This window comes from Solibacillus sp. FSL R5-0691 (assembly GCF_037974225.1).
GTDB lineage: Bacteria > Bacillota > Bacilli > Bacillales_A > Planococcaceae > Solibacillus.
The window spans coordinates 392,501-407,412 of record NZ_CP150231.1 but is presented as its reverse complement, the minus strand read 5'-3'; the positions used below and the strand labels follow the sequence as shown (position 1 = coordinate 407,412).

10 protein-coding genes, 14 tRNA genes and 2 rRNA genes (1 of these 26 cut by a window edge) are annotated in these 14,912 nt (G+C 42.7%); 5 read left to right on the top strand and 21 right to left on the bottom strand.

Annotated elements, in window-relative coordinates; translation table 11 throughout:
- Positions 1-408 precede the first annotated feature (408 nt).
- Positions 409-1,929, top strand: coding sequence for an aldehyde dehydrogenase family protein (locus MKY51_RS02075; RefSeq protein WP_339174996.1), 1,521 nt, complete (start codon positions 409-411; stop codon positions 1,927-1,929).
- 318 nt (positions 1,930-2,247) lie between these two features.
- Positions 2,248-2,574 (top strand): DUF779 domain-containing protein, encoded by a 327-nt coding sequence (locus MKY51_RS02070; RefSeq protein WP_339174995.1) that lies wholly within the window; start codon positions 2,248-2,250, stop codon positions 2,572-2,574.
- A gap of 161 nt (positions 2,575-2,735) precedes the next feature.
- Here MKY51_RS02070 and MKY51_RS02065 read toward each other — a convergent pair whose 3' ends face one another.
- Positions 2,736-3,950 carry a tetratricopeptide repeat protein gene (locus tag MKY51_RS02065; protein WP_339174994.1) on the bottom strand — a complete coding sequence of 405 codons (1,215 nt, stop codon included), beginning with the start codon at positions 3,948-3,950 and terminating at the stop codon, positions 2,736-2,738.
- Between the two features lie 132 nt (positions 3,951-4,082).
- Here MKY51_RS02065 and MKY51_RS02060 point away from each other — a divergent pair, with 132 nt between their 5' ends.
- Entirely contained in the window at positions 4,083-5,384 is a 1,302-nt protein-coding gene (locus MKY51_RS02060; protein ID WP_339174993.1) for a S8 family peptidase, read from the top strand.
- Positions 5,385-5,436: 52 nt separating this feature from the next.
- Here the strand turns inward: MKY51_RS02060 and MKY51_RS02055 are convergent, their stop codons facing one another.
- From MKY51_RS02055 to MKY51_RS02045, 3 genes are all read right to left on the bottom strand, one after another.
- Positions 5,437-6,057 carry a GyrI-like domain-containing protein gene (locus MKY51_RS02055; RefSeq protein WP_339174992.1) on the bottom strand — a complete coding sequence of 207 codons (621 nt, stop codon included), beginning with the start codon at positions 6,055-6,057 and terminating at the stop codon, positions 5,437-5,439.
- A 54-nt stretch (positions 6,058-6,111) separates the two neighbouring features.
- The gene (locus tag MKY51_RS02050) at positions 6,112-6,393 is read right to left on the bottom strand and encodes a hypothetical protein (RefSeq protein ID WP_339174990.1); all 282 of its coding nucleotides are present in this window, start codon (positions 6,391-6,393) and stop codon (positions 6,112-6,114) included.
- An 89-nt stretch (positions 6,394-6,482) separates the two neighbouring features.
- On the bottom strand, positions 6,483-8,051 hold the full coding sequence (locus MKY51_RS02045) for an S-layer homology domain-containing protein (protein ID WP_339174988.1): 1,569 nt from the start codon (positions 8,049-8,051) through the stop codon (positions 6,483-6,485).
- Positions 8,052-8,246: 195 nt separating this feature from the next.
- Here MKY51_RS02045 and MKY51_RS02040 point away from each other — a divergent pair, with 195 nt between their 5' ends.
- Both MKY51_RS02040 and MKY51_RS02035 read left to right on the top strand, forming a co-directional pair.
- Positions 8,247-9,047: a conserved phage C-terminal domain-containing protein gene (locus MKY51_RS02040; protein WP_339174986.1), complete on the top strand. Its 801-nt coding sequence runs from the start codon at positions 8,247-8,249 to the stop codon at positions 9,045-9,047.
- Between the two features lie 93 nt (positions 9,048-9,140).
- Complete coding sequence (locus tag MKY51_RS02035) at positions 9,141-9,539, top strand: hypothetical protein (RefSeq protein ID WP_339174984.1); 399 nt, start codon at positions 9,141-9,143, stop codon at positions 9,537-9,539.
- Positions 9,540-9,884: 345 nt separating this feature from the next.
- On the opposite strand, the gene MKY51_RS02030 is transcribed toward MKY51_RS02035, so the two are convergent.
- The 17 genes from MKY51_RS02030 to MKY51_RS01950 form a co-directional block, all read right to left on the bottom strand.
- Entirely contained in the window at positions 9,885-10,547 is a 663-nt protein-coding gene (locus MKY51_RS02030; protein ID WP_339174983.1) for a hypothetical protein, read from the bottom strand.
- 231 nt (positions 10,548-10,778) lie between these two features.
- Positions 10,779-10,850: transfer RNA gene (locus tag MKY51_RS02025), tRNA-Glu, on the bottom strand.
- Between the two features lies 1 nt (position 10,851).
- Positions 10,852-10,927: transfer RNA gene (locus MKY51_RS02020), tRNA-Asn, on the bottom strand.
- Between the two features lie 11 nt (positions 10,928-10,938).
- Positions 10,939-11,015 (bottom strand) — tRNA-Ile (locus MKY51_RS02015).
- A gap of 11 nt (positions 11,016-11,026) precedes the next feature.
- Positions 11,027-11,100, bottom strand: a tRNA-Gly gene (locus MKY51_RS02010).
- 3 nt (positions 11,101-11,103) lie between these two features.
- A tRNA-Phe gene (locus MKY51_RS02005) sits at positions 11,104-11,179 on the bottom strand.
- 5 nt (positions 11,180-11,184) lie between these two features.
- Positions 11,185-11,260: transfer RNA gene (locus MKY51_RS02000), tRNA-Asp, on the bottom strand.
- Positions 11,261-11,263: 3 nt separating this feature from the next.
- Positions 11,264-11,338, bottom strand: a tRNA-Met gene (locus MKY51_RS01995).
- 44 nt (positions 11,339-11,382) lie between these two features.
- Positions 11,383-11,475: transfer RNA gene (locus MKY51_RS01990), tRNA-Ser, on the bottom strand.
- A gap of 12 nt (positions 11,476-11,487) precedes the next feature.
- Positions 11,488-11,561 (bottom strand) — tRNA-Met (locus MKY51_RS01985).
- A 58-nt stretch (positions 11,562-11,619) separates the two neighbouring features.
- Positions 11,620-11,696 (bottom strand) — tRNA-Arg (locus tag MKY51_RS01980).
- 19 nt (positions 11,697-11,715) lie between these two features.
- Positions 11,716-11,804, bottom strand: a tRNA-Leu gene (locus tag MKY51_RS01975).
- A 7-nt stretch (positions 11,805-11,811) separates the two neighbouring features.
- Positions 11,812-11,886: transfer RNA gene (locus tag MKY51_RS01970), tRNA-Gly, on the bottom strand.
- 52 nt (positions 11,887-11,938) lie between these two features.
- Positions 11,939-12,014 (bottom strand) — tRNA-Lys (locus tag MKY51_RS01965).
- A 10-nt stretch (positions 12,015-12,024) separates the two neighbouring features.
- Positions 12,025-12,100: transfer RNA gene (locus MKY51_RS01960), tRNA-Val, on the bottom strand.
- A 12-nt stretch (positions 12,101-12,112) separates the two neighbouring features.
- Positions 12,113-12,228: ribosomal RNA gene (gene rrf / locus MKY51_RS01955) — 5S ribosomal RNA — on the bottom strand.
- 75 nt (positions 12,229-12,303) lie between these two features.
- Positions 12,304-14,912: ribosomal RNA gene (locus MKY51_RS01950) — 23S ribosomal RNA — on the bottom strand (it continues 320 nt past the right edge of the window).

Below are 14,912 nucleotides of genomic sequence, written 5' to 3'. Positions count from 1 at the left end.
AATACCTTTAAGTTAACAATAAACAGTAAAAACTAGAAAATATGAGGCAGTTAATTCATTTAAAACACTAAAATGACTCCAGATTTGCTAGATTTCATAAAAAATATTTATTAATTTTTATGTATTTTTATTCACATATTTTCATTAGTTACTTTTGTTATATAATAACCACTTACTATAATAATATAAGTATTATCCCACTATTTTTTCATCGCTTCATACTCCAATCATTTCTGTATCAGTACATAAATATCACCCTCAAAATGTTATTTACATGCAATTTCCTTTTACAAAAATAGCAACACAAGTAACTATGAAAGCATTTTCATTTGCGATTTTTCATACATGAGTGCATAATAGGTTCATAAAGTTGTCACAACTTTAATAACATAATAGAGGTGTTAATAGATGATCTATGCAAACCCTAATACTGCTGGTGCAGTAATCAACTTTAAAGAAAAATATGATAACTTTATCGGTGGCGAATGGGTTGCTCCTGTTAAAGGGCAATACCTGGATGTAAAATCACCTGTAACTGGTAAAGTATTTACTACAGTTGCTCGCTCAACTGAAGAAGATATTGAATTAGCATTAGACGCAGCACATGCAGCTAAAGGTGCCTGGGCACAAACTTCTGTTGCATACCGCGCGAATATTTTAAATAAAATTGCAGACCGCATTGAAGAAAACTTAGAAAAAATCGCTGTTGCTGAAACTTGGGACAACGGTAAAGCAGTACGTGAAACATTAAACGCTGATATTCCATTAGCTATCGACCACTTCCGTTACTTCGCTGGAGCAATCCGTGCACAAGAAGGCGGTATTTCTCAAATCGATAACGATACAGTAGCATACCACTTCCATGAGCCAATCGGTGTTGTAGGTCAAATTATTCCTTGGAACTTCCCATTACTTATGGCTACTTGGAAAATCGCACCTGCTTTAGCAGCTGGTAACGTAATCGTAATGAAGCCTGCTGAACAAACACCAGCTTCAATCATGGTATTAATTGAATTAATCCAAGATTTACTGCCAAAAGGTGTATTCAATGTTGTGAACGGTTTAGGTGTTGAAGTAGGTAAACCACTTGCTACAAACCCACGTATCCAAAAAGTAGCATTCACTGGCTCTACTGGTGTTGGCCGTTTAATTATGCAATATGCGACAGAAAACATTATCCCTGTAACATTAGAGCTTGGTGGTAAATCACCGAACATCTTCTTCCCAGACGTAATGGATCAAGACGATGAGTATTTAGATAAAGCAATCGAAGGTTTAGTAATGTTCGCATTAAACTCAGGCGAAATTTGTACTTGTCCTTCACGTGCATTAATTCACGAATCTATTTACGACAAATTCATGGAACGTGTATTAGAGCGCGTTAAAGCAATCAAAATCGGTAACCCATTAGATACAGAAGTAATGATGGGTGCTCAAGCTTCAAATGAGCAATTACAAAAAATCTTATCTTACATCGAAATCGGTAAAGAAGAAGGCGCTGAGCTACTTATCGGCGGCTACCAAAACCAATTAGATGCTGACCAAGAAGGCGGCTACTATGTAGCACCAACAGTATTCAAAGGTAACAATAAAATGCGTATTTTCCAAGAAGAGATCTTTGGTCCAGTTCTTTCTGTAACAACATTCTCTACTTTTGAAGAAGCAATGGAAATCGCAAACGATACAGAATTCGGTCTAGGTGCTGGTGTATGGTCTCGTAACATGGATACAGCTTACCGCGCTGTTCGTGGTATCCAAGCTGGTCGTGTTTGGACAAACACTTACCACCAATACCCTGCACACGCAGCATTCGGCGGATTCAAAAAATCAGGTATCGGCCGCGAAAACCACTTAATGATGTTAGAGCACTACCAACAAACAAAATGTATGTTAGTAAGCTACAACAAAAACGCTCAAGGTTTCTTCTAAGCCGAAGCAATATGAGGGATGTGCTAATGTAGCACATCCCTTTTTTAATGTTTTAATTGGGGTTGCTGTGGGCTTTATGAGAAGAAAACAGAGCGGCGCGGAGTGGAGGGGCTGACTTCTAGGGGATCAGCGTGCGCGGAAAATCCACTAAATGCTTGCCGACGTATTGGCAAGCATTTAATTAGTTGAAGCCACGCCCCCCTAAAAAAGCATGCCCCGCAACGCAGCAGAGCGGACCAGCTCCAACAAGCTACCTGAAGTGAGTGGATAGATATCTCAAATTTCCAAAGCATTATCCATAAAAGGAGGTCATTTTATATGGAAAAACTAATCGCAACCGAAAAAGCGGTTGAGGTAATTGAGCTGTTGAAGGCAAGGCATGGAAACTTACTTTTTGAACAATCCTCTGGATGCTGTGATGGTACGGTGCCGATGTGTTTTCAGGCGGACGGCCACTATATTAGCAGCCAGCTTGTTCTTATCGGAGAAATTGCGGGAGTTCCGTATTATATTGATAAGCATCAGGCAGAGTATTTAAAGCATATGCAAGTTGTAGTGGATGTGATGGAAGGTCGCGGTGCTTCTTTTTCACTGGAAAGTGCTGAAGGCTTTGCTTTTTTAATGACGTCAAAGGTAATGAAATAATTGCAAAACGCCATCCAGCAGCTGTTTAAGCTTTTGGATGGCGCTTTTATATTATGATAAAACTGGGGGATAAATTGGGATAGACAATGTCACCAATGCCACACTTAATAATAATAGTGATAATTTAACGTTTTTCTTCATATTCTTCGTCTCCTTTATAATTAAATAAATTGGATTGCTTTTTCAAATTTCTTTTCTTGACGGTAGTACTCACCCAACAAATAAGAAAACTGCTGGTGCATTTCTTTAAATTCTTCGCTGTTTGCCGTGAACGGAATTAACCTCCCCTCTAAAAATTCCATCGCTTTCTTTTCTTGTCCACCTAGCAAATATAAATAAAAAGAAGCAAATAAATTGAAACTTACTTTTTTCTTACTTTTTGCTTCTTCCTTTAAAATAATAAAGGTTTTCATACTTTCTTCCTTTTGGTCAAGACGGAATTGCGTCATGCCCAAATTATATAAACAAAATAGATAGTTATCGCTGTTATTTTCCATTAACGCCGCACTTTTCTCAAAGTAAACGAGGGCATTTTCATATTCGCCTCTCATTTGATATAAATCCCCAAGATTATGGTAGATAGCAGGCAGTAACTGTTGCTGTTGCATCAACTCAACATTTCTCAGAAGATGATCATAAATTTCGATTGCCTCATGAAACACTTTCCCCTGCGCGTAATAAAGAGCGAGTGACATCGACGTATAAATAATGCGCTTAAAATTAAACTGATCTTTATAAAAATGCAGTGCTTTTCTCCCATAAATAATTGCCTGGCTTGGTTCATCAAGCCGTCCTTTTATTAATGAAAAGTGATAGTAAAACTCCCCTTCCAGTGACCCCAGTTCCGGATTTGTCTGAAGTATAGTAGTGAGTTGTACAGCGGCTTCCGCATATTTTCCTCTTGTTAATAAAACTAACGCATAACAGTAGGAATGTAAATATCTCTCATGTTGGGAAAAATTTTGACGATGGGCACTTAGCCATTTCAACTGTTGTTCCGCCAATTTATATTCGTTAATGAAAACATAGTAACGTAGTTTATAAAGTTCATATAAATAGACCGATTCCGTAAAGCCGATAATTTCTTCATACTCTTTTAATCGGTCCATTGTCTCATTAGCTTTCTCATTTTCTAGATAATTGATCTGTTTTTGTAAGTCTTTCAATAACTTTGTGATATGCTGTTCGCTATTTTCAACGTCTTGGCTATTAATATTCAAGCGTTCCAAGATCAGACGAATTGTCTCACAGTTTGCTTCTTTATTATTGTTTTCTATTTTACTTAAATGTGGAATTGAGCAAATCCCCGCCGCTACCTCATTTTGAGTCATTCCCAGCTTCGTACGATAGTACTTTATTAAAGAACCTATTTTCATTCAAATACCACACCCCTTTAAAAGTTAGATAGTTTATCTAGTATACTCAATATTTTCCCAATAATCAAAAAACTAGTAATGTGATAAATTCAATATGTAATCCAAATACATTTTGAAAAGGGGTCAGGAAAAATGAAAAAGGTAAAGAGTACATTATTTAGTCTTTTAATTGCAGGATCATTAATGAGTCCGGCACAAGCGGCTACTTTAGGTAGTGAAGACAATTCGGCAAACAATGTCGGACAGGAAAAGTTCCGTGTGTACGTTGAAGCAAACAATCAGTCTGCTAAACAATCAGCAAAAGCACAATATTCAGCTCGTTGGGAATTAACAGAGAACGGATTTTCAACGGAAATGAATGAAAAGCAATTCCAAGCACTACAAAAGAACAAAAATTTCACAGTGACAAAAGTTCCTGTCGTTTCATTAGATCCGACCAATTTTGAATTGGGACAGGATTATACAGTAGAGGAAAGAACACCGGATGCATCAGCTTTCGCAAGAGCTTCCCAGCAAGTACCATGGGGAATTAAAGCGATTTATAACAATAGTTCATTAACATCTACATCTGGAGGAAGCGGCGTAAATATCGCTGTACTTGATACAGGAGTAAACACTTCCCACCCTGACCTAGCCAATAATGTGGAACAATGTAAAGACTTCACAACAGCGACAACTGTTGTAAACAATAGCTGTACTGACAGAAACGGCCACGGTACGCATGTTGCCGGTTCAGCATTGGCTGATGGCGGTAGCGACCGAGGCGGCGTTTACGGTGTTGCTCCAGATGCAGATCTTTGGGCATACAAAGTGTTAACAGACAGCGGTTCTGGTTATTCAGATGACATTGCTGCTGCAATCCGTCATGCGGCTGACCAAGCAACATCGACTAGAACGAAAACAGTCATCAACATGTCATTAGGTTCATCAGCGAACAACAGCCTCATTTCAAGTGCTGTTAACTATGCATACAGCAAAGGCGTACTTGTTGTTGCGGCTGCTGGTAACTCAGGTTATTCTCAAGGATCAATCGGTTACCCAGGTGCATTACCGAATGCCATTGCGGTTGCAGCATTGGAAAATGTACAGCAAAACGGAACTTACCGTGTAGCTGACTACTCTTCACGCGGATACGCTTCTACTGCTGGCGACTATGTCATCCAGCAAGGTGATGTCGAAATTTCAGCTCCTGGTTCAGCTATTTACTCTACATGGTATAACGGTGGCTATAACACAATTAGCGGTACATCGATGGCTACACCTCACGTGGCAGGTTTAGCTGCAAAAATCTGGGCTCAAAACCCGTCTTGGTCTCACACACAACTGCGCTCGAACTTACAAACACGCGCAAAAGCTGTAGACATTAAAGGCGGTTACGGTGCAGGTACAGGCGATGACTACGCTTCTGGATTCGGGTTTGCCCGCGTTCAGTAATAGTTAATCTAAAAAAACGAAACACCGGACATGCTGCTGGTGTTTCGTTTTTTCATTTATTTTCTTCTACACGGTAGCGCAGCAATGTTTTCAATCGATCACCGGTTACTTTACGCGGATCCGATAAATAAATTTCGCGGTGCACCAATGTTTTAATGTGCAAGTCATTATTTTCAACAAATTCCTGCATGACCGAGAACGTCTCCCCCTCTGTAGCAAACGGACCGATATGCAGCATTTGAACCGATAAACCATCCGTCATCACATCAAAGTAAACTTCGGACAACAGCTCAATACGTTTCTTGTTCCGCGCCACTTCTATCGCTTTATTGAACATTGCTTCATCCACAAATTCCGGCTGGCGGATCATAATCGTATAGACAAGGTCATCCAGGTGAAGCTCATCGGAATCATAGTTCTTCTTATCCCACAGCCCTTCAAGCGGGTAGACCGTATACTCAAAATAATCATCCGGCGCAAATCCATTTTTATGGCTCATACGAATCGTATACGCCAAACTGTATAAAGCCTCTACGCGTTTTTTAAAGTCTTCTCCATTCGGATTCCCCTCACCTTTGATGCAAATATATTTTTGTTGCGGGACGTCCAAAAGTGCCGGTTTGTCTTTTGTGCCATACAGTTCTTTTTCATGCTTTTTATATTCATGCTTCATTTCATCCACCTCTTTACTTAAAGATACACGCTTTATAAGGTTGGCTGCAATGTTCTAATATGTTGGGAAAAGTTCTAATATATTTTTATTTGTTCTAATAAAGTTGCGATTTTCTAATATAATGGGGAGTTGTTCTAATAAGTCGTCGCTTTGTTCGAATATCCGCTTTCGATCAGCTAATATCTCACGTACTTCTTCTAATATCCGGTCCAATTGTTCTAATAAATTTTGATCGCAATTCAAGTTCAGCGTATTCAGGCGTAAACGAGCCTTCAATTCAGCTGAAACCGGCGGAACTTCTAATATCACCCAAGTTTCTTCTAATATCCCCTCCAACTTTTCTAATATCCTACACCATTGTTCTAATAAAACCGCCCAACAAAAAAACAGCTTAAGCAAAAATCACTTAAGCTGCTTCACGTATATTATAATTCACAAGCCCAGCCGTCTTTATCGCCGTCTCTTGCTGTTGCGTAAGCGGGATGCGATGAGCTGACCCCTTTCGGATAATAAACTCGCATTTCTGTACAGTTTTTAAAGGCAGTCGGTGCGCCAGGAATAACATACGTCCCCGAATTCACATCACCTTTTGGTTGTTCAGGTGTCGTATTCGGTACGATGAACTCTTTTGCACTAATTGAATAAGATTGACCGTTCGTTGTCACAGCAATTGTGCCATCCTGTGCAGTTGAGTATGCTTTTGTACCAACAGTTTTAACGTTTGTAAGCACTTCTTTATGCGGATGGCCATAGCTGTTGCCCTCTTCATAACTTAAAATTACCGCTTTCGGATTTACCTTTTGTAAAAATCCAAGCGAACTACTTGTGCTTGAACCGTGATGACCCGCTTTTAAAATCGTTGCGGAAACATCATATTTCTTCGCAATTTGATCCTCGATTCCTGCATCCGCATCGCCCATCAATAAGAAAGAAATGTTTTGATAGGTCAGTTTTAATACGATCGAAGCATCATTCATATCACTTGCCTGCGCATTGACAGCTAAAACTTGAGTTTTCACATTTGAATCCAATGAAATCAAGTCGCCTACTTTCGGCTCTGTATACGGAATTTTTTTCTCGACTACCATCTTCAGTAAGTTTTCATACGTTGCTGTTGTATGGACTTTTCCGCTGTTAATAAATTCTCCAACCGTAAAGCTTTCCAGTACTGCTGCTAATCCACCGATATGATCGGCATCCGGATGTGTTGCTACTACATAATCAAGCTTCTTCACATTTTTAGATTTCAAATAAGCAACAACCGTGCTGCCGTATTCTTTCGTCCCTGCATCAATAAGCATTGTTTTGCCATTTGGTGCTTGAACAAAAATCGAGTCACCTTGTCCAACATCTAAAAAGTGGACGTTCAATTTAGAAGTTGTTGACCCTAAGCTTTCCTGATACTTCACCGCACGTGCTAAAAACGCAGAAATATGAGCACGTGTTAAATTATTCGCAGGCCTGAATGTACCGTCTTCATAACCAGTAGTAATTTTTGCGGCAGCTAGTTGGCTCACTGCTTCATATGCTGTATGCCCTTTTTTTACATCTTTAAATGTTTTCGTGCCAGCAGGTAAATCAAATGCGCGTGCAATAAATGCTGCCATATGACCACGCGTCACTTTTGACGTCGGCTTGAATGTGCCGTCCGTATAGCCGTTAATGATCCCGGCTTCTACAGCAGATTGAATATATCCACTGTTTTTATGTGACTTCGGAACATCTTTAAATTTTGTTACTCGCTGTGTCCCATCAAGACCGACAGCTTTTGCCACCATGACCGCTACTTCTTCACGCGTCACAATATCTTTCACACCGTACGTTTTTTTGTCGGCACTAATAATACCTTTATTCAATAAATAAGCTATATCCTGATAGTTACTATGTTTTGGCGGTACATCGGTAAACACCTGTTCCGCACTTGTTGGTGAAGCATATAACATCGTAGATACAGCCAGAAGAAACACTAATAATAGATTACATACTTTATTCATTTTCTAACCTCCCTTATTTATTATAGATTTTTTAATAAAGAAAGGAAGTTATTTTTGAATAGTATCTTATATATCTTTTTGGTAGTAATGGTTTGATCATCCTTTTCTAGATTAACCAAAATTAAAGAGTGGGATTTGTCCCTTTTTCGTTTTTTGAATGACATATAGTGCTTAAAGATGAAGGGAGCTTTTTGGATGAAACCACTTGTAAATGATGCACCGTTATTAATATATCCGCAATTAGCAATGGCTATCGGCCTTGAAGAAGCCGTATTGTTACAGCAATTGCATTTCAGATTACATCACCAAGGTGTGACACGAGACGGTGAAGTCTGGTATTGCCAGTCTTATGAACGCTGGCAGAAGCAATTTCCTTTTTGGGGCGTTCAAAAGATTAAAAAGAAATTTTTGCGCTTAGAGAAATTAGGTTTGGTCATTTCCAATAGTCGTTTTAATCGTTATTTAGGAGACCGTACTAAATGGTATCGCATCGATTATAAAATGGTGGATGCATATTTTTTTGCTCACAGTGGCCAAAACCATCCATCCAATGGTACGGCAGAAACGACGCCAGTGTTACAGGAGGAACCATCGCAACAGGTTCGTACGGAACGCTCTTATTTAAGAGAAGTTAAAGACATTCAAAAAAACATTACAAATAAAACAGATGCCATCTATATGGTCATTGATTACTTAAATGAAAAAGCATTAACGAACTTCAATAAAAAATTAAAAGCAAACCAGCGACATATCGCTTCACGCTTAAATGATGGCTTTACAATCGAAGACTGCTTTATGGTCATTGATGAACAAGTTAGAAGTTGGATGGATGATTTACTTATGCAAAAATATTTACGGCCATCGACATTGTTTAAAGAAGAAAACTTTGAATCCTACTATAACAATGCCATTGCACGTAAACGTTATGATATGCCATCTCCCCCATTTGAACTTGATTTTTCAGAAGGAGAAACCGGACCTAGCGAATGGGATTAAATGATATATTTTAAAAACTTTTAACTGAATGTCCCCTTTTTATGTATCAATCAGTTATATAAAATGTGAAATCAATTATTAGGAGGATGGAAAATGAGTATATTCTTAGTAGATGGGGAACAAATGAGTTTATCACAAGATTTAGCAACAGTAGTTGGTATAAACGGTGCATTATTACTTCAACAGCTTCATGAAAAACTTGAAGAGCAAGGGGTTTTAAGGAACGGAGAAATCTGGTATTGCCAGTCATATGAGGATTGGTCAAAGCAATTGCTTTTCTGGAATGTCCCTAAAATTATGCGGATCATTCAAAAGCTGGAAAAGTTAGGTGTGATCGTTTCAACAAATACACTTAATAAGTTTTGCACAGATCGAACGAAATGGTATCGGATTGATTATAAACGGGTGAAGCAATTGTTAGAGGAACAGTTTGAAGCAGTAGATATGAATCAGATATTTATCCCCCCGGTTGCTCCAAGTAGGTTAGGGTAATGCATAGCGTTGGCCTCCTTAGAAATGCTATCGCAACACTTTTAGACAACTTTTATAAGGACACTCTTAAAGAATAAGGGGCGTACAAGTTGGTAGACATGTAGCCTATGCATATTTCTACAAAGCTAGATCCAGCAATAGATTGAACATATTTTGGCGGTGGCTGTATTCATCACAATATTGCATAGAAACATGTATACTTATCGTGGATACTCCGCACTTTTCAAATATTACTCCTTTTAATCAGGTAACTCATCGCCCGAACAACTTTTATTTCATAAAAAAATCAGCCCCGATCAAATAATTTGATCAGGGCTGCCATATCTTTTCAGAATGGAACCCATTCTATAGTTTCACACGGTAGTCCGGATTGGATTGAATCCAGCCTTCATTTGTATTAATAGATGTATCACCATCACCATCCACCCAAATCTGCTCGCCACTCGGCAAGGTACGCCAATGCGGCTCGACATGATGGTTGTTCGGATTTTCCGCTAATGCCGTATCCGATGCCCCTTCCGCCAATGGCAAAGAAGCTGTCTGATTCGAAATAGGCGAAGCTTCTCCTTCAGATCCATCGACCAGATCAATGATACCGAATGACAAAGCCCCAACAGCACCGACTTTCACAAGCTCTTTGACGCCGCCCTGCAGCCGTTCTGTATCCCCTGCTGCCAGACTGTCCACTACTTCGACACCATTTTTAGCCACATGGACTACTGTATTTCCGATCGCCTTCAACGTATCGCCTGTAGCCTGTCCAAGATCGCTAAACCCTTCTTTCCGCTGATATTCGTCCTGCGTGATTATCCCTGCAGCCACATCCCACGTTCCGCTCGCCGCCTCACCTAATTTGTCCCCGGCAAAAGCAGAGGCTTTTTTAATTCCGTCCCCGACTTCCTCAATGAACTCGCTGCCTGTTACCTCGCCTATTAAGTTAACAGTACCGCCTACAATCTCTCCCGTTACTTCACCTATTAAAGATCCTAATCCTTTTAAAAAACTCATTCCATTACCCCTCCTAAAGTCTTGTGTAATTATACCCCCTTTTATATCGACCAACTTTTGGAAAATATTAATTCTGAATGTGTTTACGCCAAAAAACCTTTATTATTCTGGCGGTAATCTAAGAAAAACTCATAAGACCTGTTGAATATTATTTATAAGGAATAAGGAACAAAAGCAAAGAGAGATTAAAAGCATAAAAAAAGCATGTAGCCTCTGCTACATGCTTAAAAATGACCCGTACGGGATTCGAACCCGTATTACCGCCGTGAAAGGGCGGTGTCTTAACCACTTGACCAACGGGCCATGGCTCCGAAGGCAGGACTCGAACCTGCGACCTGCCGGTTAACAGCCGGATGCTCTACCAACTGAGCTACTTCGGAATAATTGTATATGGTGGGCCTAAATGGACTCGAACCATCGACCTCACGCTTATCAGGCGTGCGCTCTAACCAGCTGAGCTATAGGCCCTATTTAAAAACTGGAGCGGGTGATCGGAATCGAACCGACAACATCAGCTTGGAAGGCTGAGGTTTTACCACTAAACTACACCCGCATATGGTGGGTTTGGACGGAATCGAACCGCCGACACTTAGAGCTTCAATCTAATGCTCTACCAACTGAGCTACAAACCCACAAATGGCGGTCCCGACCGGGATCGAACCGGCGATCTCCTGCGTGACAGGCAGGCATGTTAACCGCTACACCACGGGACCATTTGGTTGCGGGGGCAGGACTTGAACCTGCGACCTTCGGGTTATGAGCCCGACGAGCTACCACTGCTCCACCCCGCGAAAATATTATGGTTGAATCTGTTTAAGTACCCAGTTTGTAAAAATGGAGGAGGTAGAGGGATTCGAACCCCCGCGCGGTGTTACCCGCCTGTCGGTTTTCAAGACCGATCCCTTCAGCCAGACTTGGGTATACCTCCAAAAGTATAAAATGGCTACCGAGGGAGTCGAACCCACGACCTTTCGGGTATGAACCGAATGCTCTAGCCAGCTGAGCTAGGTAGCCATGATAATAAGTTTATCTCTATTTGATAAGCATGTAAGCTTTATCCAGTTGAGTAATATGGCGCGCCCGGCAGGAGTCGAACCCACAACCTTCTGATCCGTAGTCAGACGCTCTATCCAATTGAGCTACGGGCGCATATTGTTTATTTAAAAGATGGTGCCGAGGGCCGGAATCGAACCGGCACGGTGATCACTCACCGCAGGATTTTAAGTCCTGTGCGTCTGCCAGTTCCGCCACCCCGGCATTTTTTTGGAGCGGAAGACGAGGTTCGAACTCGCGACCCCCACCTTGGCAAGGTGGTGTTCTACCACTGAACTACTTCCGCAAAATGCATTAGAGAATTTTTATTCTGACAGTATATATAATGATTATAAAACTGGTGAGCCATGAAGGACTCGAACCTTCGACCCTCTGATTAAAAGTCAGATGCTCTACCAACTGAGCTAATGGCTCTTGATTAAAATGGTGGAGGATGACGGGCTCGAACCGCCGACCCCCTGCTTGTAAGGCAGGTGCTCTCCCAGCTGAGCTAATCCTCCCAAAAAAAATAAGCGAAGCGACGTCCTACTCTCGCAGGGGGAAGCCCCCAACTACCATCGGCGCTAAAGAGCTTAACTTCCGTGTTCGGTATGGGAACGGGTGTGACCTCTTTGCCATCATCACTTCACTTAATTATTTAGTTAAAAGAATTTTCATTCTTTCAAAACTGGATAAACGTTTCATTGAATTTGTGCAATAAAATGTGGTTAAGTCCTCGACCGATTAGTATTCGTCAGCTGCATACGTCGCCGCACTTCCACCTCGAACCTATCTACCTGATCGTCTTTCAGGGGTCTTACTTACTTGCGTAATGGGAAATCTCATCTTGAGGGGGGCTTCATGCTTAGATGCTTTCAGCACTTATCCCGTCCATACATAGCTACCCAGCGATGCCTTTGGCAAGACAACTGGTACACCAGCGGTATGTCCATCCCGGTCCTCTCGTACTAAGGACAGCTCCTCTCAAATTTCCTACGCCCACGACGGATAGGGACCGAACTGTCTCACGACGTTCTGAACCCAGCTCGCGTACCGCTTTAATGGGCGAACAGCCCAACCCTTGGGACCGACTACAGCCCCAGGATGCGATGAGCCGACATCGAGGTGCCAAACCTCCCCGTCGATGTGGACTCTTGGGGGAGATAAGCCTGTTATCCCCGGGGTAGCTTTTATCCGTTGAGCGATGGCCCTTCCATGCGGAACCACCGGATCACTAAGCCCGTCTTTCGACCCTGCTCGACTTGTAGGTCTCGCAGTCAAGCTCCCTTATGCCTTTACACTCTACGAATGATTTCCAACCATTCTGAGGGAACCTTTGGGCGCCTCCGTTACTCTTTAGGAGGCGACCGCCCCAGTCAAACTGTCCGCCTGACACTGTCTCCTACCCCGCTAAGGGGCATGGGTTAGAAGTTCAATACAACCAGGGTAGTATCCCACCGACGCCTCCTTCGAAGCTGGCGCTCCGAGATCTCTGGCTCCTACCTATCCTGTACAAGTTGTACCAAAATTCAATATCAGGCTACAGTAAAGCTCCACGGGGTCTTTCCGTCCTGTCGCGGGTAACCTGCATCTTCACAGGTACTATAATTTCACCGAGTCTCTCGTTGAGACAGTGCCCAGATCGTTACGCCTTTCGTGCGGGTCGGAACTTACCCGACAAGGAATTTCGCTACCTTAGGACCGTTATAGTTACGGCCGCCGTTTACTGGGGCTTCAATTCACAGCTTCGCTTGCGCTAACCGCTCCTCTTAACCTTCCAGCACCGGGCAGGCGTCAGCCCCTATACGTCACCTTACGGTTTTGCAGAGACCTGTGTTTTTGCTAAACAGTCGCCTGGGCCTATTCACTGCGGCTTCTCTAGGCTATGCACCCAAAGAAGCACCCCTTCTCCCGAAGTTACGGGGTCATTTTGCCGAGTTCCTTAACGAGAGTTCTCTCGCACACCTTAGGATTCTCTCCTCGACTACCTGTGTCGGTTTGCGGTACGGGCACCTCTCACCTCGATAGAGGCTTTTCTTGGCAGTGTGAAATCAGGAACTTCGCTCATACGAGCTCGTCATCACAGCTCAACGTTAGAGTATGCGGATTTGCCTACATACACGCCTTACTGCTTGAACACGCGCAACCAACGGCGTGCTTACCCTATCCTACTGCGTCCCCCCATTTCTCAAACGGTGAGGAGGTGGTACAGGAATATCAACCTGTTGTCCATCGCCTACGCCTATCGGCCTCGGCTTAGGTCCCGACTAACCCTGAGCGGACGAGCCTTCCTCAGGAAACCTTAGTCATACGGTGCATGGGATTCTCACCCATGTTTCGCTACTCATACCGGCATTCTCACTTCTAACCGCTCCACCAGTCCTTCCGGTCTGACTTCAACGCTGTTAGAACGCTCTCCTACCACGCATACTCAAAGTATGCATCCACAGCTTCGGTGAATCGTTTAGCCCCGATACATTTTCGGCGCAGCGTCACTCGACCAGTGAGCTATTACGCACTCTTTAAATGATGGCTGCTTCTAAGCCAACATCCTGGTTGTCTAAGCAACGCCACATCCTTTTCCACTTAACGATTACTTGGGGACCTTAGCTGGTGGTCTGGGCTGTTTCCCTCTTGACTACGGATCTTATCACTCGCAGTCTGACTCCCGTGTATAAATATCCGGCATTCGGAGTTTGTCTGAATTCGGTAAAGCGAGATGCCCCCCTAGTCCAAACAGTGCTCTACCTCCGGTATTCTCAATCACGAGGCTAGCCCTAAAGCTATTTCGGAGAGAACCAGCTATCTCCAGGTTCGATTGGAATTTCTCCGCTACCCACACCTCATCCCCGCACTTTTCAACGTGCGTGGGTTCGGGCCTCCAGTGAGTGTTACCTCACCTTCACCCTGGACATGGGTAGATCACCTGGTTTCGGGTCTACGACCACGTACTAATTCGCCCTATTCAGACTCGCTTTCGCTGCGGCTCCGTCTTCTCAACTTAACCTCGCACGTAATCGTAACTCGCCGGTTCATTCTACAAAAGGCACGCTATCACCCATTAACGGGCTCTAACTACTTGTAGGCACACGGTTTCAGGATCTATTTCACTCCCCTTCCGGGGTGCTTTTCACCTTTCCCTCACGGTACTGGTTCACTATCGGTCACTAGGTAGTATTTAGCCTTGGGAGATGGTCCTCCCGGATTCCGACGGAATTTCACGTGTTCCGCCGTACTCAGGATCCACTCTGGAGGGAATGAACTTTTGACTACAGGGCTTTTACCTCGTTTCGCGGACCTTTCCAAGTCGCTTCGTCTAGTTCATTCTTTTGT